14 protein-coding genes are annotated in these 20514 nt (G+C 70.6%); 5 read left to right on the top strand and 9 right to left on the bottom strand.

The genetic code is table 11. The annotated features are described in order from the left end of the window. Window positions 1–58: 58 nt before the first annotated feature. The 7 genes from ACVTJA_RS19270 to pssA form a co-directional block, all read right to left on the bottom strand. A complete protein-coding gene (locus ACVTJA_RS19270; RefSeq protein WP_465838072.1) occupies window positions 59–550 on the bottom strand; it encodes a sigma factor-like helix-turn-helix DNA-binding protein in 492 nt (163 codons plus the stop codon). Window positions 551–595: 45 nt separating this feature from the next. Further along, window positions 596–1120, bottom strand: coding sequence for a MerR family transcriptional regulator (locus ACVTJA_RS19265; RefSeq protein WP_465838070.1), 525 nt, complete (start codon window positions 1118–1120; stop codon window positions 596–598). Window positions 1121–1326: 206 nt separating this feature from the next. Further along, window positions 1327–3774 carry a protein kinase domain-containing protein gene (locus ACVTJA_RS19260; RefSeq protein WP_465838069.1) on the bottom strand — a complete coding sequence of 816 codons (2448 nt, stop codon included), beginning with the start codon at window positions 3772–3774 and terminating at the stop codon, window positions 1327–1329. A gap of 20 nt (window positions 3775–3794) precedes the next feature. Then, window positions 3795–6230: a protein kinase domain-containing protein gene (locus ACVTJA_RS19255; RefSeq protein WP_465838067.1), complete on the bottom strand. Its 2436-nt coding sequence runs from the start codon at window positions 6228–6230 to the stop codon at window positions 3795–3797. A gap of 130 nt (window positions 6231–6360) precedes the next feature. Then, window positions 6361–6744, bottom strand: coding sequence for a hypothetical protein (locus ACVTJA_RS19250; protein WP_465838065.1), 384 nt, complete (start codon window positions 6742–6744; stop codon window positions 6361–6363). Between the two features lie 134 nt (window positions 6745–6878). After that, window positions 6879–9845 carry a choice-of-anchor D domain-containing protein gene (locus ACVTJA_RS19245; RefSeq protein ID WP_465838064.1) on the bottom strand — a complete coding sequence of 989 codons (2967 nt, stop codon included), beginning with the start codon at window positions 9843–9845 and terminating at the stop codon, window positions 6879–6881. Between the two features lie 158 nt (window positions 9846–10003). Then, window positions 10004–10651 carry a CDP-diacylglycerol--serine O-phosphatidyltransferase gene (gene pssA, locus ACVTJA_RS19240; RefSeq protein ID WP_465838063.1) on the bottom strand — a complete coding sequence of 216 codons (648 nt, stop codon included), beginning with the start codon at window positions 10649–10651 and terminating at the stop codon, window positions 10004–10006. Between the two features lie 145 nt (window positions 10652–10796). Here pssA and ACVTJA_RS19235 point away from each other — a divergent pair, with 145 nt between their 5' ends. Further along, entirely contained in the window at window positions 10797–13337 is a 2541-nt protein-coding gene (locus tag ACVTJA_RS19235; RefSeq protein WP_465838062.1) for an acylase, read from the top strand. 452 nt (window positions 13338–13789) lie between these two features. Then, window positions 13790–14236, top strand: coding sequence for a DofA protein (locus ACVTJA_RS19230; RefSeq protein ID WP_465838060.1), 447 nt, complete (start codon window positions 13790–13792; stop codon window positions 14234–14236). Here ACVTJA_RS19230 and ACVTJA_RS19225 read toward each other — a convergent pair. Beyond that, window positions 14202–15041: a ThiF family adenylyltransferase gene (locus ACVTJA_RS19225; RefSeq protein ID WP_465838059.1), complete on the bottom strand. Its 840-nt coding sequence runs from the start codon at window positions 15039–15041 to the stop codon at window positions 14202–14204. The genes ACVTJA_RS19230 and ACVTJA_RS19225 overlap by 35 nt on opposite strands. Window positions 15042–15523: 482 nt before the next feature. On the opposite strand from ACVTJA_RS19225, the gene ACVTJA_RS19220 reads away from it, so the two are divergent. Beyond that, window positions 15524–16924: an alpha/beta fold hydrolase gene (locus tag ACVTJA_RS19220; RefSeq protein WP_465838058.1), complete on the top strand. Its 1401-nt coding sequence runs from the start codon at window positions 15524–15526 to the stop codon at window positions 16922–16924. 4 nt (window positions 16925–16928) lie between these two features. Here ACVTJA_RS19220 and ACVTJA_RS19215 read toward each other — a convergent pair whose 3' ends face one another. Continuing rightward, window positions 16929–18716 carry a sigma 54-interacting transcriptional regulator gene (locus ACVTJA_RS19215; protein ID WP_465838057.1) on the bottom strand — a complete coding sequence of 596 codons (1788 nt, stop codon included), beginning with the start codon at window positions 18714–18716 and terminating at the stop codon, window positions 16929–16931. 245 nt (window positions 18717–18961) lie between these two features. Between ACVTJA_RS19215 and ACVTJA_RS19210 the strand changes: the two genes are divergently transcribed. Together ACVTJA_RS19210 and ACVTJA_RS19205 are read left to right on the top strand one after the other, a co-directional pair. Then, complete coding sequence (locus ACVTJA_RS19210; protein ID WP_465838056.1) at window positions 18962–19660, top strand: hypothetical protein; 699 nt, start codon at window positions 18962–18964, stop codon at window positions 19658–19660. Between the two features lie 3 nt (window positions 19661–19663). Continuing rightward, window positions 19664–20437 (top strand): DUF4126 domain-containing protein, encoded by a 774-nt coding sequence (locus ACVTJA_RS19205; RefSeq protein ID WP_465838054.1) that lies wholly within the window; start codon window positions 19664–19666, stop codon window positions 20435–20437. Window positions 20438–20514 lie beyond the last annotated feature (77 nt).

Below are 20514 nucleotides of genomic sequence, written 5' to 3'. Positions count from 1 at the left end.
CAGGGGTGTCAACGCAACACGTCGGCCCTTCGTCGACGGGCGGAATCCGCCCGGACCTTCAGGGTTTGCGGGCCGAGACCGGGGGCTCGGCCTCGGTGGCCTCGCGCAGCTTCATGAGACCGCGCGTTTCCACCTGGCGGATGCGCTCACGGGTGAGGTTCATGATTTCCCCCACCTCCTCGAGCGTGATTCCGCCCTTCTCCGCCACGTCCAGGGCGCAGGTGTGCTCCAGCTCCCAGATTTCCTTGTCGGGGAAGTTGAGCTTGATGGACCCCGTCTCCGGATTCACGTCCAGATAGAGGTTGTGCTTGCAGGAGACGAACATGCAGGGGCGCGGACCATTGACGCAGTCGGCGCGGGTGCGCGGCCGCGTGTCGTCCATCTGCTTCAGCAGGTCCGCCTCTTCCGGGTCCACCTGACCGGTGAGGCGGCGCCGCCGCAGGTCGCGCGCCATCTCCTTGCGCGACATGGTCTTCGAGCGGCGCCGCTCGGGCGACTGCTCCTCGTCCTGGGCCCCGCCCTCCTCCTGAAGCTGCTTCACTTCCGACATGTCCCCTCCACGTGAGGCCAGTCTACCCGGTTCCGGGCCGGCATCTTATTGCGAACGGATGGTTTCGTCTTCGCGTGCGGTTACCGCGCTGCCCAGCCGGGCCACATCCCGGACCAGATCCTGCGCTCTTTGCCTCAGGGTTGCCAACTCCGCCTCGAGCGTCCGCCGGTGCGCCCCCCCGAAGGCGCGGTCCCCCAACTCTTCCTGGAACCCATCCAATAGACCCGCCAGGTCCCGCTCCAACTGGTCGATGTGATTGCGGTGGAAGACATAAGAGCGCTTGATGTCCTCCAGGGTGTGCCCCTCCGCCATCATCTTCTTGATGACATTGATGCGGCGCACCGTCTCCACCGGATAGAGCCCCCGGCTCCCCTGGTGCTTGCCCTTGCGCCCCACGCGGCGGCTGCGCGGTAGCAGCCCCGCCTGGACGTACTTGCGGAACGTCGCCTCCGACAGCCGCACGCCCTTGGGCCGGAAGAGCTCCAGGATGGCGCTCGCGGGCAGGCCGCTCGCGTTCTCGCGCTCGATGCGGGCAATCTCGTCGGGAGCCAGCAGGTCCATTGATTCCATTGAATATAGGCTATTGAATGGGGACCAGTGAGTGCCAGAGCCGATCGGAGGAGTCAAGGCAGTGCTACAGGTCTGATTCGCGGACGACGCTTCAGGCCGGTGGCGGGAGGCGGTTCCGACACGCACGCCGCGAGCGGACGGCGGCCGTCCGGGGCGGCGCGGCCCCGGGATTTCCAGCAACGTTCAGTGGATGACGGTTCGGCGCTTCAGCGGGCCTTCGGCGCGCGGAACTCGCGAATCACCGAGGTGCCGGCGGTGACGGAGACGTCGAACCGCTTGTCGCCGGAGGGGTGCTGGAAGACCAGCTTGTAGGTGCCCGGCGGGAGCTTGTAGGTGGCGCGCCCGGTGACCTCGCCCATGCGCTTCCCGTTGAGGAAGACGGTGGCGTACGGGGAGGCCCGCACCTGGAGCGTACCGGTGGACTCGGCGGGACGGGTGTCCTGGGCGGTGCCGGCCGCGGGCCGGGCGTCCGCGGTGGCCGGAGAGGGCTCCGTGCCGAGCGCCGCCTCGCGCTTGAGTCCGTCCACCTCGGCGGTGTCGGAGTCCGCGTGGCCCGCCGCGGCCACGGCGGGGGTGTCGGTCGCCGGGGCATCCGGAGTAGCGGAGGGCTGGGTGGGCTCGCCGGCCTGGGCCGTCTTGTCGGGCGCGGAGGCCATGCCCTGCGTGCCGGAAGACGGCGTCTCACCCGGCTTCGGTGCCGTCGCGGCGGGGACCTCGGTGGCGGGAGTCCCGGACGTCTCGGTGGACGCCGGGTGCGAGTTGAAGCGCATCACCGCCACGCCACCGCCCACGACGGCCAGCGCCACCGCGGCGGCCAGGCCCAGGGCCATCGGACGGCGCCGGGCCGCGGGCTTCGCGGCTCCGTGCGCACCCGAGCCATCGGTAACGGAGGACTCGGCCGACGAACGCCCCGCCGGTGCGGGCGCCGGGACGGACGCGTCCTCCACCATGCCCTCCGGCTCGGTCGATGACACGGTGTCCGGCGCGTCGTCGTCCAGGTCGTCGTCATCCTCGAACGACCCGGTCCCCAGCCCCAGGCCGGAGGAACCGAAGGACCCGTCCTCGGCTCCCCCCGGATTCCGAGCACCGACGGGGGAAATCCCCTCGGGCTGGCTCGGCCTCTTGCCGCTGACGGAGGACACCCCGTCGCGGCTGGGGTTCTTGCCACTGACGGAGGACACGCCCTCGTTGCTCGGCCTCTTCCCGCTGACGGAGGACACCCCGTCGCGGCTGGGGTTCCTGCCACTGACGGAGGACACGCCCTCGTTGCTCGGCCGCTTCCCGCTGACGGACGAAACACCCTCTGGCCTGCTGGAGCGCTTCCCACTGCCCCCCGTGCCACTCCCCTGCCCTTCCTCGGCCGGAGCCACGGCGGGAGTCCCCTCCGGACGGCTCTGGCGCACGACGGCAACGGGCACGGCCACCGGCGGCAGCGGCCGGGGCACCGGCGACGAGGCCACCGCCGGCAGCGGCATCATCGGCGTGGCCATGGGCGGCAACGGCACGGACAGCGCTGCGTCCCCCGCCCCTTCATCCCGGCGCGGCAGTACGAAGGTGGACGCGTTGACGTCCTCGTCCGGCGAGGGCGCCATCGCCACGCCCCGCCCGCTCGACACGCCCGGCATCACCGCCGTGGGCTCGCGCGGCACCTGGACCTGCACCCCGGCGCCGGGAGGCACCGGTGCATCCTCCACGTGCGTCCGCTCCTGCACCGTGGGCATGGCCTGGGTGAGGCTCGTGGGGAACAGGCGCCGCATGAAGACGCTCAGGTCCGTGTCGTCCACCGTCTTCGCGTGCTTCAGCACGCACTGGGCCAGGGCGCGCTCCAGCTCGCCCGCCGTCTGGAAGCGGCCCGCCGGGTCCCTGTCCAACGCCCGCACCACCACGGCGTCCAGGTCCTCCGGCACGTCCGGGTTGAGCCGGGCCGGCGGCGGAATGGCGCTCTGCTGCACCGCGCGCAGCACCGCCACCTCGGAGTCCCCGTCGAACAGCCGCCCACCCGTGAGCATCTCCCACAGCACCACGCCCAGGGCGAAGATGTCCGTGCGCGCGTCCACCGCCTCGCCGCGGGCCTGCTCCGGGGACATGTACGCGAACTTGCCCTTGAGCACGCCCGGCTGCGTCAGCTTGTTGCCCGCCTTGGCGATGCCGAAGTCCGTCAGCTTCACCGCGCCGTCGTAGGACAGCAGCACGTTGTGCGGCGTGACGTCCCGGTGCACCAGGTCCAGCGGCTGCCCGTTCACCTTCAGCCGGTGCGCGTAGTGCAGCCCGCGCGCCACCTCCGTGCCGATGTGCGCCACCATCACCGGCGGCACCGGCTCCATCAGCTCCTTGCTCTTCTTGCGCAGCTCCCACAGCGAGCAGCCGCGCACGTACTCCATGGCCAGGTAGTACGTGTCCTCGTGCTTGTCGAAGTCGAAGATCTGCACCACGTTGGCGTGGTTGAGCCGCGAGGCCAGGCGCGCCTCGGCGATGAACATCCCGACGAACTCGGGGTCGCTCGCGAGGTAGGCCCGCACCCGCTTGATGACGACCTCCTTCTCGAACCCCTCCGCGCCCCGGGCCGTACACAGGTAGATCTCCGCCATCCCGCCCTCGGCGAGCTTGCGGCGGACGACGTACTTGCCGATGTGGGTGCCGGCTTCGAGCGTCACGAGAGCATCCGGAGGTTGACCTATTCGAGCTTCACATTCACGACGTTGAGGTCGATGGGCTCTACCTCGATACGCTGGTTGCGCGTCTTCTTGAGCTCGGGATTGAAGAACCGGCATTCATGAGAGCCGAGCCGCATCTCGATGACCCCGAGCGGCGTCTCCCCCAGGTACTCCCCGTCGCACGTCACCTTCGCCCAGGGCTGCACCGCGAAACGGACCCGGGCCATGCCGGACCGGGCGCGCGCCGCGGCCGCCGTGGGCTCCAGCACGAAGCGCTCCACCTGCTCCGGCCCCGTCCCCACCTTCACCGCGCGCACCAGCGGGTGGTGCTTCGCCGACTCCACGCGGATGGCCACCTCGCGCCCCGCCACCACGGAGACCTGCGCCGGAGCGGGCCCCTGCGGCTGGCCGTCCACATAGACGAGAGACTCCGCGGGCTCCGTCTCCACCCTCAACAGCACCTGCGCGGGGGCGGCCGGCTTCGCCTGCGCGGGCCTGGACTCCGTCTCCCCGTGAGGCGGCGCCGCCACGGGCTTCGGCGCCACCGGCACCAGCCGCAGCAGCCCGGGGGACACATTGCCCGTGGCCGGGACATCCAACCTGCTCCGCAGCACCTCGTAGCCGTCCCGGCTCACCTCGAGGGGGTACTGGCCGGCCTCCACCGGAGGCAGCACCAGCGGCGTCTTCTGCGCCAGCTTTTCGCCGTTGAAGACCACCGTGGCCCCGGGTGGCAGCGTCTCCAGCCGCACCGTGGCGGGCGGAGGCTTCAGCAACGCCCACAGCAGCGCGCCCACGGCGACCACCACCAGCCCCACCCCGGCCATCCAGCCCATGCGCTTCAGGTCCGGGGCCGCGGAAGCCACGGGGGCCGGCTGGGGCCGCGTCTCCTTGGAGAACCCCAGCGACAGCGTGGGCGCGTCCTCCTCCGCCTCGTTCTCCTCGGGCACGGGCAGCACCACGCGGGAGATGCGGCCCACGTCCACCATCGCCAGCGTGGGGGCGTCCTCCTCCGCCTCGTTCTCCGGGGGGACGGGCAGGATGATGCGCGAGGAGCGCACCTCCGGCAGCGCCTGCGTGGGGCCGTCCTCATCCGCATGAATCGGGTACGGCGGACCCGGCGGCGTCACCCGGGACGTGCGCGCGTCGACCTCCGGCGGCTCCACGTCCACCTCGACGTCCGTCTGCGTCCCCCGTCTGGAGACGCGGCTGTCCAGCGTCGGCGCCTCCTCCTCGATGACGGGCAGCGCCGGCACCGCCACGCCCGTCCGGGAGGGACGCTCGCCCGGGGCTGGCTCCACCATGCGGCGCGCCCCCGACGTCCGCGGCGATGACGGGCGCTCCGCCTCGGGCTCCATCTCCGCGCGCCGGCGAGGGCGCTGCGCGGACGTGGCCTCGTCCGGCACCGGAGGACCGGGCCGCAGCGCCGGCCGCTGGCCCGTGCGCCGCGAAGGCGGATCCGAACGCGGCGGAGGCGGCGGCATGGGCACCTCCGAGTCCTCCACCTGCACCTCGCCCGAGCGGGCCTCCTCGGCCAGCCGCTCCGCGTACAGCTCCTTCATGTACGCGGCCAGGTGCGCGGACGACGCGGGCAGCCGGTGCGTGGCCAGCCACTCCTCCAGCGCGGCCTGGAGCTGCGCCGCCTCCTGGTAGCGCTCGGCCGGGTTCTTCGCCAGCGCCTTGAGGATGATGGGGTCCAGGTCCGGCGGCACGCGCGTCGTCAGCTGCGAGGGCGGCGTGACGCGGCACTCGGACACGGCGGCCAGCGTCTGGATGTCGGTGGTGCGCTTGAACAGGCGCGTCCCGGTGAGCAGCTCGTACAGCACCACGCCCAGCGCGAAGATGTCCGCGCGGCAGTCCACGCGCTCCCCGGCCGCCTGCTCCGGGGACATGTACGAGTACTTCCCCTTCAGCACCCCGGAGCGCGTCACCGTGGCCTGGTCCGCCGCCTTGGCGATGCCGAAGTCCACCACCTTCACGCCACCCTCGAACGTCACGAGGATGTTCTGCGGGGACACGTCGCGGTGGACGATGCCCAGCGGCCGGCCCGTGGCCGGGTCCGTGCGCTTGTGCGCGTAGTCCAGGCCCGCGCACGCCTCGATGAGGATGCGGCACACCAGCGGCACCGGCGGCGGCATGCCCCGCCCTTCCGCGTGCCGCCACAGCTTCCGCAGGTCCTCGCCGTGGATGTACTCCATGGCGATGAAGAACGAGTCGTCCTGCGCGCCCAGGTCGAAGATCTGCACGACGTTGGCGTGGTTGAGGCGGGCGGCGATGCGCGCCTCGTCCAGGAACATCTTGACGAAGTCTTCGTTCTCCGTGAGGTGCGGGAGGATCCGCTTCACCACCAGCAGCCCATCGCCGTCAGGTCCCGGGCGGCGCGCCAGGTAGATCTGCGCCATCCCGCCCGTGGCGAGTCGCTTCAGGAGCTGGTACCTGCCGTAGGTTTCAATGGACACGGCGACCTGACCGCTCCCCCAGCCTGCCACCACCCGTGGCCCCGGGGTCCGGACGCGGAGAGGTCCCGAGCGTAAGCGCACCGGCCAGGGGAATCAAACGTCCGAACGACGTTGTCCCCGGACCTGGCGGCTACCTGCGGGCGGCCCGCACCTCGCGTGTCTCCCGCATCAGCGCCTCCAGCTCATCCAGGTGGCGCTTGAGCACCGGCATCAGCACCGGCGCCGCGTCCACCCGGTCGAACAGGTCCAGGACGCGGTCCACCTTGCGCTCGATTTCCTGCGCTCGCAGCGGGCTGATCCTCCGCAGCAGCAGGTCCGCGCCGGCCTCCATCAGCACCCTCGCGACGGCATCCCGGGAAGCGAGCGGTTCTTCCCTCCGCTGGCCCTCACCGCGGATGACGCGCAACCCGGGCGTGCGCACCGGCGCGCGCGCCGCGGTCGTCGTTCCTTCGGTCTCGTGGGAGCTCACCGGGTGCCTCCTCGGCAGCAGCAGGTACGACCTCAGGGTACACACCACGAGGTGACCTCCAATTTTCTGGTCATTCGCACAGGCAATGGCAGGCCTGTAGCACCCGGGACTGACATGAACGTCGAGGGCCGGATGACCGGCCCATCGACTGCGTCACATGGCGCGCTCCCCCGCCTGCCCTACAGCGCGGCGCACGAGCGGCGGTACGTAATCGCGATCTTCGAGCCCGGGCCGGGCACGTTGGAGAACTCCACGCTGTTGGTGGCGCCGTCGTACGTCCAGCCCGTCGTCACCGGCGCGCCATCCACCGTGACGGTGACGGTGCCCGGCTCCGGCACCTCGCTGAGCGGGAAGCGCGTCTGCGCGGAGAAGGCCTTGTCCGCCACCGCGCGCAGGAGCGGCCGGTAGTCCGTGGCGCACACGCTCACCACCTCGCCGCCGGTGCGGGCCGTGGCGTCCGCGTAACGCGTGCCCGCGCCGCCCGCCGTGTCGCAGCCGTCCTCCGGCGGAGCAATGGCGTAGAACGTCGCGCGCTGCGGCTGGTTGACGCCCTTGAGCTGCTGCGCCCACTGCACGTAGGTGTCCACCGCGTCCGGCGAGTGGTCGTCCTCGTCGCTGACGAAGAGCACTACCAGCGCGGCCGCGTCGCGCAGAAAGCCCGCGTTGCCGTCGCGCGGCAGGGGGGTGCGCGCATCATCCACGTTGTCCACCAGCGGCCGGGACAGCGCGCGGCGCATGGCCTCGAAGCCCTCCTCCACCTCGGCGCACTTGCCCACCTGCACGTTGCGCTGCAGCTGCGCGGCCAGGTCCGGCATGCCGCTGTCGAGGATGCGGTTGAAGCTGTTGTCCGCCGGGAAGAAGCGGCCGGCCTCGCCGCCCAGCGCGCCACCGGGGCAGTTGTCCGCCGGGTTCGGCTGCGGCGCCTTCTGGATGCCGGTGGTGGTGACGGCCACGTGCAGGTTGACGTTCTTCTCCTGCGCCGTGTCGACGAAGGTCGGCACCGCGTCCACCAGCCGCGTCTGCTCCACCGCCATGGAGTCCGTGTTGTCCACCACGAAGAGGACGTCCACCTTGCTCACGTCCTGCTGCACGAAGAGGTCCGTCTTCTCCACCCGCTTCGAGGACTCGCCGATGAGCGGCACCAGGAGCGGCTCGGGCAAATCACTGGAGGCCACGTAGAGCGGCGAGATGTTGAGGCCGTAGACCTGCGCGAGGTAGTCCACCCCCACCGTGAAGCCCTGGTTGGGCTGCAGGGTGAAGGGCATCGGGTCCGGCACGTCCTTGAGCTCGAACTCGGAGTCCGTGGTGCCCGGGCCGATGAACACGTCGTCCACCGTCACCGGCGCGGTGCACGCGTTGAGGAAGTTCACCTCCAGGGGCTCGGGTGGGCAGTCGCGGCGCGCCACGCCCCAGTCCAGGTAGCGGCGCGACGCCACGAGGCACGCCGTCTGCGAGTTCGCCCGCAGCGGCACCAGGAGGACCGGGTTGGCCGGGTCCATCTGCTCGATTTGCAGCGTGCCCGTGAAGCTGCCGCCCTGCGGGGGCGAGGTGAAGGACACCATGAAGCTGAACCAGTCACCGGGGTACATGATGCCGCCGTACAGCGCGCCGCCCGGCATGCCGAACACGCCGCCGCCGTCGTCGCGCAGCTGGATGTTCTTCACCGGGCACAGGTCCGTGCCCTTGTTCTCCAGCTTCACGCCCAGCACCGCGCCCGACGCCGGCGGCACCGTGCCGAAGTCCAGCGCCAGCGGGGTGACGGTGAGCTGGCAGGGTGCGTGCTGCTCCGCCGTGCCGCGGAAGTCCATCTGCACCGTGGCCGCGGAGAAGGCGTTGGTGGTCATCACCAGCGAGCCCAGCGCATCACCCGTGCGCGTGGGCTCGTAGAACACGGCGATGTTCACCTCCTCACCGGGCTTCAGCGTGTGCGGCATGGCCAGCGGCGTGTGGTTGAACTGCAGCTCGCCCCCCGGGTCCGGCTGCCACGCCAGCGTGTTGAGCGTGAGCCCGCCCGCGTTGGACGAGCCGCAGTTCTTCACGTTGACGATGACGCGCGTCTTCGAGCCCAGTGGCTGCCGGCCGAAGTCATACGAGAGCGGCGACACGCACAGCTCCGCCGCGCCGCCATAGCCGCGCAGGCCCACCGGCAGCGTCGGGTGGCGGCGGCTCTCCACATGATAGAGGGCGTTGTCCTGCGCCGGACCCTGGTGGTCCGGGCTGTAGCGCAGCTGGAAGCCGCGCACCTCGCCGGGCTGGAGCACCAGCGGAAAGCCGGTGTTGGCCTGGCTGAAGGACGCGTCCTTCCCCTCCAGCGTCAGCTGCGTCACCGTCACCGGCTCGGTGCTGATGTTGTGGATGCGCGACTCGCGGTAGGACTCGCGGTCCACCGGCACCGCGCCGAAGTCCACCACCTCGGGCTCGGCGACGACGGCGCGCTCCAGCGCCTCGGCCGCCACCTGCACCGGCACGTCCGCGCAGCCGCGGCACGGCGACACCGCCAGCGCCACCTGCTTCTTCCCCACGCGCACGGGACTGAACGTCACCGGCACCTCGCGGCTCTCCCCCGCCGCCAGCGTCACCGGCTCCATCGTGAACTCGTCGCGGTCCGCGCCCACCAGCCGCGGCGTCACCTCCACGGGCATCTCCGTGGCGTTGTCCAGCTTGAGCGTCAGCGTCTTCGTCGAGTCCGCTTCAATCCGCCCGAAGTCCAGCCGCCGGGGCGACACCTCCGCCCACGCCGCCACGCCCAGCCCGCTGAGCGGAATCTTCAGCAGCGGCTCGATGCGCGTGTCCGAGCGCACCACCAACATCGCCGGCAGCGCCCCCGGCTTCGGCGGCGCGAAGCGCACCTTCAGGCCGCACGCGCTTCCCGGCTGCAGGCTGTGCGGCCCCTCGTGGGTGAACTCGGCCCGGTAGCTGCCCTCGGGCCCCTCCACCCAGATTTCATTCACATTGATGCGCGCGCGGCCCACGTTGCGCAGCGAGATTTCCGCCTCGCGCGCGTCGAAGATGGCCACCTTCTGGAAGTCCACCCCGCCGGGCGTGGCCGTCAGTCGCCCGTCCGCGAGAGACGAACGGTCCCGGTCCGCACACCCGGCCAGCAAGCCCACCACCGCGAGGGCCAGCACGCCCCAGCGCCCCGTCATGGCTCCCACCCCTTCCCCACAACCATCGCCCATGTCCGCCGCGCTCCCCACTCGGTGGAGCACGCACGAATCGGTGGCGAAGCTAGGCACCCACTCCTGGGCGGGCAACCACCCACGGGTGGGAAAAACGGGGGCTCACCCGGGTCTGCTGTCCGCTTTCAAATCTTGGGGATGCGCAGTGTCTTGCTGATCATCGCGCTGCCGCTCGCCGCGTACATCAGCGCGAGCGGGTGCAGCGCCACCGGGCCCCAGTCCCACACCCCACCGAGCAGGTCCGGACCGATGCGCCCCATCCACGTGGCCACCGCCAGCACCATGACCAGCGCGAGGCTGGTGGGAATGGGCGTGCCCTCGAAGTACTTCACCTTCCCCGTCGCGTCCGCCAGCTCCGCGGAGGTGACGTTGAAGCGCGCCAGCCGGCTGATGCCACACGCCACGAAGTAGAGGAGCGCCGCCACGTCCAGCGCGCCGCGCAGGCCCACCGCGAAGCCCAGGGCCGCCGGCGCCATGCCGAACGAGATGACGTCCGCCAGCGAGTCCAGGTCCGCCCCCAGGGGCGACTTCTTGTAACGCCACCGGGCGATGCGCCCATCCAGGAAGTCCAGGAGCAGCGCCAGCGGCATCAACCCGAAGGCCACCCACAGCCAGCCCTGCACGCCCGACGCGAGGAACTGCATCGCGGCGAGGATGGCCCCCGCCCCCGCGAAACCGTTTCCCAGCGTCACGAAGTCGGCGAGCACGAACGTGCGGATCATCGAGAAGTGGCGGCGCGGGCGGCGGGCGGCACCTTGCGGCTCGGTCGTCATATGCAGGTTCTCCTAGCACACCGCGTCTTCACTGCTGGTCGCCTCGTACCCGTCAGTCGCGTCTGGTACGTTGAGGTGGGAAATTGTTCATTCCCAGAAAACTTTTGACGCATCAATCAACCGCTCCCTACGCTCGAAGATAGTCATGCACTCAACCCCTCTTGCGCCCTCATCTCCGCGCGGAGTGCCCCTGAAGACCCGGAGCACCCGCTGGCAGTTATCCCTCCTCGCCGGGCTGAGCCTGGCCCTCGCCACCGGATGCTCGGATGATCCAGTAGATCCGGACCCCATCCCGGATGCGGGCCCGGGCCCGACGACGCCGACGTACGAAGCCACCATCAAGCGTACGGCGCACGGCATCCCCCACATCACCGCCAAGGACATGGGCAGCCTGGGCTACGGCGAGGGCTATGCCTTCGCCAAGGACCACGTCTGCATCCTCGCGGATCAGATCCTCAAGGTCCGCGGTGAGCGCGCGCGCTACTTCGGCCAGGGCACCGGCCAGCTCTACGCGGCCAGCGACTTCGCGTACCGGCTGTTGGACCTGCCGGCCAAGGCGCAGGCCAGCTTCAGCAAGCAGACGCCGGAGCTCCAGGCGCTGCTGAAGGGCTACACGGCGGGCTTCAACCGCTATGTGAAGGAGACGCCGGCGGCCAGCCTGCCCAAGCCCTGCACCAACGCGGACTGGGTGAAGCCCATCACCGCCGAGGACCTGCTCGCGTACCACATCAGCGTGGGCCTCGCGGCCAGCAGCTACCAGCTCATCCTCGCCATCGCCGCGGCCACGCCGCCGACGGCGACGGGCGGTGGCGTGGGCGTGCCCGCCCCGGGCAGCTTCAAGGTGGAGCGCCCCGACGCCGCGCAGGTCGGCAGCAACGGCTGGGCCGTGGGCAAGGACAAGTCCGAGGGCGGCCGCGGCATGGTGGTGGCCAACCCGCACTTCCCCTGGGAGGGTGAGCTCAAGCTGTGGGAGAGCCACCTCACGGTGCCCGGCCAGCTCAACATCTACGGCGTGGGCCTGCTCGGCGTGCCCGCCGTCCTCATCGGCTTCAACGAGAACGTCGCATGGACGCACACGTTCTCCTATGGCCAGCGCATGACGCTGTACCGGCTGCCGCTCGTGGAGGGCAAGCCGACGACGTACAAGTACGACGGCGCCGAGCGCCAGATGACGGCGAAGGAGATCACCATCCTGGTGAAGCTGCCCGAGGGCTCGCTGACCAACGTCACGCGGACGATGTACACGAGCCACTACGGCCCCATCCTCACCATCCCCGGCTCGCTGGACTGGACGAAGCAGTACGCCTACTCGCTGCGCGACGCGAACCTCGAAAACACCGTGCTGACCGAGCAGTTCCTCCGCATGGACAAGGCGAAGAGCCTGGCGGAGTTCAAGCAGGCCTTCGCGGACACCGAGGGCATCCCCTGGGTCAACACCATGGCGACCGACAAGGACGGCAACGTCTGGTACACGGACGCCACCCCCACGCCCAACCTGAAGCCCGAGGCCATCCAGGCCTGGCGCGCCGCCGTGGGAGGCGCGGATCCGCAGGTCGCCGCCGTCTTCAACGGCAACGGCCTGGTCCTGCTGGACGGCAGCAACTCGCAGAACGAGTGGCAGAATGACCCCGAGGCCAAGCGCCCCGGCATCATCTCCTTCAGCAAGGTGCCGAAGCTGGACCGCACGGACTTCGTCTTCAACGCCAACGACAGCTACTGGCTGGCCAACCCGCTCCAGCCGCTCACGGGCTACTCGCCCATGCACGGCCTGGAGAACGTGGGCCAGAGCCCGCGCACGCGCATGAACGCGGAGCTGCTCATGGAGGTCAAGGAGAACGGCGCCTCTGGAGCCAACGGCAAGTTCAACCGGACCGAGCTGGAGAACGCCATCCTCAGCAACCGCAGCCTGACGGAGGAGCTGCTGCGCGCCGCCGTGGTGCAGCGCTGCGAGGGGAAGACGCTCGCCACCGTGCTGCCCCCCGGCACCAAGCAGGTGGACATCAGCCAGGCCTGCACCGTGCTGAAGAACTGGGACGGCCTCTACAACACCAACAGCGTGGGTGCCATCGTCTGGCGCGAGTTCGCGGCCACCGCTCCGGGCGGCACGCACACCACTGGCGGCACGCTGTACGCGGTGCCCTTCAACAAGGACGCCCCCATCACCACGCCCAACACGCTGGCCCCGGCGCCCGCCACCGGTGAGGACCCGGTGCTCCAGCGCCTGGCGTCGGCGGTGGACGTGCTCACCCGCGCGGGCATCGCGCTGACCAGGCCGCTGGGTGAGGTGCAGTACTCGCCGCGCGTCGCGGGCGAGAAGATTCCCATCCACGGCGGCATCGCCGTGGACGGCACGGCGAACGTCGTCTCCTTCGGCACCTTCCGCTCCTCCACCGAGGAGGCCGCGCCCAGCGCCTCGCAGGGCGTGCTCTACAACACGCGCACCGGCCTTTCGACCACGGGCTACGTCATCAACAACGGCAGCAGCTTCATCATGGCGATGGAGTTCACCGACCAGGGCCCCAAGGGCCGCGCGGTGCTGACGTACAGCGAGAGCAGCGACCCGGCGTCGCCGTACTTCGCGGACCAGACGCGCCTGTTCTCCAAGAAGGAGTGGCGCGACATCGTCTACACGGACGCGGACATTGCCGCGTCCAAGGTCGACGAGGTCACCATCTCCGGTAACTGAAGCAGTCGCCCTGTGGGGTGACTGAGGAAGTCACCACGCCGGGCGACTGAGCCGTACCGGGGCCCCGCCATTCACCGTGGCGGGGCTCCCGCCTGAAGCACCGGCGCCACCCTCGCGGTGACGCGGCCAGGGCCCGAGCTCTTCACCGACTCGCGCCCGGCCTCCCGCGAGCGCGCGTTGACCCGCCGACATCGGCTCGAGTGCCCGCCACCGCCGTGAGCATCCACTCGCCGACATCGCAATCCCCGTAACTGTCACGCATCCCGGTTCTGGAGGGCACTGGAGCGTCCCGCACTGTCCTGCCGGCGATGCACGCCCCCAGGTCTGATTTCGTCCGCACACGCCCCGCGCACGATCCGCCCCCAGAACCGCCCACGCGCGTCATGCGTTCGTGGGCGAGAGGGGGACCGGGAGCTTTCCGGTTCTATTGCGCGAAGGAGCAGTGCGACGTCATGGGAACTCCGGTCTTCAAGACAGCCATCATCGACAGGGTCTTCTTCCTCCGCTGGGAGGGGCCGCCGAGCCTCGAGGAAATCCAGACCGTCCACGCCGAGATGAAGAGCGCGTACGACGAGCTCAAGCCGCCGCTGGTGCTGGTGGCGAGTCTGAATCCGAAGTCCTCCGTGCCCAACACCGAGCAGCGCCGCAACCTGTCCAACCTCCAGTCGGACGTGCGGCCGCTCTTCACGGAGATTCACGCCATCCTCGAGGGGAGCGACCTGCACTACAACCTGCAGCGGGTCATCATCACCGGCATCAACCTCGTCACGCGCACCTTCGACGAGTCGTACCACCGCGTGCACAAGCACGCGGACCTGGTGGCGCCGTACCTCAACAGGCGCCTGGGCGTGGACGGCGCGAGGGTCATCCACGAGGCGCGGACACGCGGCGTGGTGTGAGCCGGAGCTGGGGACGCCCGGGCTTCACCGAGGCCCGGACGTAGCGGTGGTCGAAGAGGTCCACGTAGAGGTACTCGGGCCAGGACACCATGGCGCGCGCGCCGAGCATGACTCCGCGCATCAGCTCGCTCACCAGCATCCCCGCCGCGGTGGTGGCGCCCACCACGCACGTGGGCGCGTGCCCCGTGCCCCGGTAGCACGCCTCCATGTACTGCTGGAGCATGTAGCTGCCCAGGTGGGGGATGATGGCCGGCAAATCGATGCGGCCGTCCGGCTGGAAGTAGAGCGCCTCGTACGCAGGCGCGTCCGGCTGGAAGACGTGCAGCGCCGCACCGAAGCCCAGCATCAACCCCGTCATGGCCGTCACCCCGCGCGCGCGGCACGCACGGTGGAGCGCCTGCTTCGCGCGCGTGCCCGCGATGTCGATGACCTCCACCACGTAGTCCACCGGGGGCAGCCCCTCGCCGCCCGCGAGGACCTCCGCGGCGTTGGACTCGGTGATGCCCTCGGGCACACACCGCAGCTTCAGGTCCGGGTGGATGTCCAGACACATGCGCCCCACCACCTCCACCTTCGGCTGGCCCAGCGTGCTCTCGAAGCAGCCCACCTGCCGGTTCATGTTGTGGCGCTCGTACACGTCGAAGTCCGCCAGCGTGAGGCAGCCGAAGCCCATCCGGGCCAGGTCCACCGCGCACTGCCCGCCCGCTCCGCCCACGCCCGCGACGAGCACGTGCGTGCGAGCCAGCCGCGCCAGGGTTTCAGGGCCGACGACACCGAGGTTGCGCTGAAAACGGGGTTGCACCATGGAGCCTCCGGGTGGGGCGATACACCCCATGTGCGCCAGCCCCCTGGGCGATGCGAGGGCGGGAGGGACCCGGGTGTTCAGCATCCCTTCACGTCATCCGGTGCTGTCTGGACCCATGCAGGTATCCCGCCCTGGGGGACTAAGCAGTCCTTGCTGGAGCTATCCCTTCAGTGTTTAGTGGTTGACGCTCATTGCCCTCCTGCCCATGTGCTGCCATTGACCTTTCGCTCGCGCGAGGGGCCGCACGGATGACGTGTCCGCTTCAGAGGTGAAGCGAGCCCGGAAGTCCCGTACCTGGCAGGGCATGTCAGGGGTTCGATCCAGAGTGCACTTCAGACATGAAGTTCACGCCAGGAGAGCACTCCAGGGATTCCAAGGGTTTGGGGGGTGGCTTGGATTCTGCTCGGAGGGCGACACAGCAGGGGAAGCCCCGGGCCGGCGGACAGCTTCCTCGGAACCCCTTCCGTCGATTCGAGGTTTGTATGCGTTTCTTGTTTGTTCTCTGCGTCTCGCTGGCCGGGCTGACACTCGGTTGTGGTGGTGATGTCCGCGATGCGGACCCGGCCGAGGTGTCTTCCCAGGACGTTTCCGCGAAGACGACCCTCCAGGAGGGAGCGGCGGAGCTGGCCGCGATGCGGCCCGACGTGCGCGATGTGATTTTCGACAACGTGGCGCACTACCGGATGAAGGTGCGCGTGGGCCCGGGTGCCCATGACTTCGTCACCCTGCACCGCGTGGTGCGGGAGGACGCGCCCTGGCGGCCGGCGCGCACGAGCCGCGCCGTCTTCATGGTGCACGGCGACGGGTGGGGCTTCGAGGCGGCCTTCCTCTCCAGCGTGGGCTCGGCGCACGTGCCGGTGGACCGCTCCATCGCCGCGTACCTGGCGAAGGAGGGCGTGGACGTGTGGGGCATCGACCTGCGGTGGGTGGGGGTGCCGGCGGGCACGCAGGACTTCTCCTTCATGGCGAACTGGACGCTGGAGACGCACGCGAAGGACGTGGGCACGGGCCTGGGCCTGGCGCGGGCGGTGCGGCTGGCCACGGGCAGCGGCGGCAACGGCTCCATGCACCTCATGGGCTGGAGCCGCGGCGCGGCGGTGGCCTACGTGTACATGAACCTGGAGGCGAAGCTGCCGCGCGGGCTGCGCCAGGTGGACGGCTTCATCCCCGTGGACATGGTGGTGCGCTACGCGCCCGAGGACACGGAGCAGAAGGCCCACGCGTGTGAGCGCTACGAGGCGCTGAAGCTGGAGCGGCAGAAGGGGCGCGTGGAGGGAGGAGTCCTCGGGCCCGCTCCCGGAATCACGTTGCAGGCCATCGGCCAGCTCGCCACGCTGGCGCCCAACGCGCCGACGCCGCTCCTGCCGGAGGATGTGTTCGGCCCCGGCACGGGCATCCCCACCAACCGGAAGGTGGCCATCGTCTCCGCGGCGGCCACGGGCGCGATGCTGGCGCCGCTCAAGCCGCTCGCGCCGAGCTACCACCTGATGGCCGGCCAGCCGGACGCGCTGGGCCTTCCGGACACGCTGACCTTCACCCAGGAGGCCTACCTCTACGAGTACGCGCAGCGCGCCGCGCCCTACCAGAGCCTCAACGAGGTGGTGGAGTCGGACGCGTGGGCGTGCGGCCTGGACGTGCCGTTCGACGACCACCTCGCCAAGGTGAAGGTGCCGGTGCTGTACGTCGGCGCCGCGGGCGGCGTGGGCCGCTATGGCGAGTACGGCCTCTCGATGCTGGGCAGCCAGGACGTCACCGTCCTGATCGCGCGGACGCTGCCGGAGGCACAGCGCGCGGTGGACTACGGCCACGCGGACATCTTCCTCGCGAACGACGCGAAGGAGCGCGTCTGGAAGCCCGTGCTCCAGTGGGTGAAGGCGCACTGAGCCGCTAGTCCGGCTTCCACAGCCCGTGGCGCCGGGCCCTGCGGCCCAGCGTCACCGGGTCCATGCCCAGCGCCACGGCCGCGCGGCGCAGCACGCCGCCATGGCGCTCCAGGGCCTCGCGGATGAGCTCGCGTTCCACCCGCTCCAGCCGCGCGCGCAGCGAACCATCGCCCGTGTGCTCGTTGCGCACCGGCGCCACGGCGTTCAGCGCCGGGGGCAACAGCCGCAGCGTCACCACCTCGCCCGGGCGGGACAGGAGCACGGCGCGCTCCATGACGTTGCGCAGCTCACGCACGTTGCCCTGCCACGCGTGGGCACGCAGCGCGTTCTCCGCGTCCGGGGCAATGCCGCTGGCGGAGCGCTTGAGGACGCGGTTGAACAGGTCGAGGAAGTAGCGAGCCAGCTCCGGCACGTCCTCGGGCCGGTCCCTCAGCGGAGGGATGTCGATGGTGAAGCTGTTGAGCCGGTAGAAGAGGTCCGCGCGGAAGCGGCCGGCCCGCACTTCCTCCCCCAGGTCCTTGTTGCTGGCGGCCACCACGCGCACGTCCACGTGGCGCACCTGGGTGCCGCCCACCGGCCGCACGTCCCCCGTCTCCAGCACGCGCAGCAGCTTGGACTGGAGGTTGGGGGTGGTGTTCTCGATTTCGTCCAGGAAGATGGTGCCGCCGTTGGCGAGCACGAAGAGGCCCGGGTGGTCCGCCACCGCGCCGGTGAAGGCGCCCTTCACGTGGCCGAACAGCTCGCTCTCCAGCAGCGTCTCCGACAGCGCGCCGCAGTCCTGGGCCACCAGTGACACGTCCCCGCGGCCGCTGAGCCGGTGGAGGATGCGCGCCAGCACCTCCTTGCCGGTGCCCGTCTCGCCTTGCAGCAGCACCGCCACGCGGTGGGGCGCCACCAGGCGCACCATCTCCATCACCCGCTGCATGGCGCCGCTGCGGAAGCCGACCTCGTCCCCTCCCCTGCCGCCCGGCGCCGCGGGCAGCGCCATCGACAGGGCGCGCTCGCGCAGGAGGTTGCGCTCCAGTTCCAGCGCCATGCGCCACTGCTCGGTGCGCACGCCGTGCTCGCGGCCCGCGTCCAGCACCGCCTGGCGCAGGGCCTCGGGCGTGGGGTGCGGCCCCAGGGCGCGGAAGATGCGCCCGGCGTTGAAGAGGGCCACCAGCCGCTCCGCGGCGGCGGGCGCGCAGTAGACGATGCGCGAGGCGAGGTCGCTGGGCGCCCCCGCGCCGGACAGGTCCAGCTCCGCGCGGCGCAGGGCCAGCGACTGCACCAGCGCCAGCGCCTGCTCCTCGTCATGCCCGCAGACGAGCAGCGCGGCGGCGTCGCCTCGCGACAGCAGCGAGTGGACCTCGTCGAGGTGGGTGGCGAAGTGCGGCGTGGCCTGCCCCTCCAGCGCGGCGCGCACCGCGCGGGCCTCCAAATCGCTGGCGAAGGCCACCACCACCTGGACGTGCATGGTGGCGAGGTAGCGCGCCAGCTTCACCCCGTCCGAGCCCTCGAAGTTGCGGAAGTTCACGCCCAGCGACGTCACCGCGCCGGACGCGTCGTGCCGCCACCGCACGTCCCCCAGCACCCGGATGTGCTCTCCGGAGTCGGGCAGCGAGAAGGACAGCTCCACCTCCTCGCCCTCGCGGGGCCCTTCCGCCGAGTCGCGCGGCGTGGCAATGAGGCCAATGCCTGTCTCGCTGATGTTGACGGCCCAGCACCCATGGAGCGCGGGCTGCGTCACCACCTTCACGTACAACGGCTTGCGCTCGCTTCGAGGGGCGTAGGCGGACACAGGCCGCGTCATGGGTGAAGCACTCTACTTCAAGGGTGAAGTCCTGGCGTCAAATTGCGGCGTAGGAGGATTCAGCATTCATCACTCGCGCACCGGGTGAGGGCGTGCTTCACGGGGCGGGGCTTCCCGTGCCGCCGTGGTTGGTGCAGCCCGAGTCGCGGGCCCGTGGGGCGGAGCCACCCCATTGGAAACCCTATCTCCTACCAGTAGCGTCGCCCCCCGCAAGCCTTCGTCGTAGAGGGGGAAGCACCGTGACGATGAGCACCACCGCGGTCGCCGGCAGCGAGGAGCACGAGCTCGCGCTGCTGCTGGGCGGCCGCTGCCGCCGCTGCGCGGAGCTGATTCCGGGCGGCGCCGTGCTGCGAGGCAGGCCGTGCCCCCGCTGCGGTGAAGCGACGCTCCCGAGCCCCGCGGACCGCGAGCTCCTGCACCGGCTCTCCTCCGAGCGCGCCTCGGCGCGGCTGTGGGTGGCCGTGGTGGTGGTGGCCACCGCGAGCCTGGCGGCGAGCTGGTTCCCGCTGCTCACGTCCCTGCTGCTGCTGGCCGCGCTGATATGGATTCGGGCGACGCTGGTGCAGCCGGCGCTGAGGCTGCTCACGCCCCAGCGGCGGCAGGTGTCGCGTCTGACATTGCGGCTGGCAGCGGCGTGCTTTCTCGCGGCCTCCATCATCCTGCATGAGCTGCTCACCTTCGTCCCCGCCATCGGCGCCCTGGCCAAGGTGGCGCTGAGCACGGGCCAGGTCGCGGCCGCCGGCATCTTCGCGCGCCGCTACCTGGCGTGGCAGACGGAGCGCGAGGCGCGGGGCATTCCCATGGCGGGCTGGGAAGTCGCGCTGCTCGTCGGGTTCCTGCTGACGCTGCTCGTCTTCACGGCCTCGGCGGTGGCGCTGCTGTGGTGGGTGTTCCAGAAGCTCGGGCTGCTCCAGTCGTTCCTCGCCGCCCCGGTGGGAGGCTGAGCCATGCTCTCGTTCGCACTGATTTCACAGCTCATCGGCCTGAGCAGCGCGTCCGGCACGCGCGCGGGCGGAAGCCTGCTGCTGCTGGCATTGGCCGCGCACTTCCAATTCCTCGCACTGCCTCGGGAGATGGCGTGGATGGCCACGCCCGAGGCCATGGCCATCTTCATCACCCTGCTGGCCTTCGAGATGTACACGCAGCGGGACGGCGATTTGCGCATGTTCCTGGGGACGGCGCAGCTCGCGCTGAGCGCTGGCAGCGGGGCCCTGGTGGCGCTCGCGTCGATGGGCGTGCAGACGGGGCAGATGCCGCCCTGGGCCGTGGGCGCGGTGGGCGCGGGCATCGCGGTGGCGACGCTGACGATGCGGCAGCGGCTGGCGCAGAGTGTGGACCAATTGGAGTCCGAGCTGTTCCATCCATACCGGTGGCTCATGCGCGCGGAGGACTGTCTCGCGCTGGGCCTGGCCGCGGCGGCGCTGCTGTGGGCTCCGCTGGCACTGGCCCTGGTGCTGGTGTTCACCGTGGGGAGCGTGGCGGCGGGTGTCGTGGCGCGGCGACTCGAGGCGCGCTCCCGGCGGCCGTGTCCGGCGGGGTGTGGCGCGTCCATCCGTGAGGAGGCCTCGCGCTGCCCGAAGTGCCGGGCGGATGTGCCCGTGGCGGTGACGCTGGACCTGCGCTTCGGAGGCCGGGCGAGGGATGTGATTCGCCAGACGCTGCCCTCGGAGCTGCCCGGACTCAGTGACGCGCCCGAACGCCGAGTGGCGGGCAAGCGGTAATCGCCACCGGAGCTCGTCCCGAATTCGCAACAGCGTTGCATGGCGTCCGCGCGGCAGCGTTGGCCGCTTTTCGCGCC

The organism is Pyxidicoccus sp. M6 (assembly GCF_055568925.1).
Note: the sequence above shows the minus strand (reverse complement) of the source record. Positions and strands in the feature narration are given on the sequence as shown.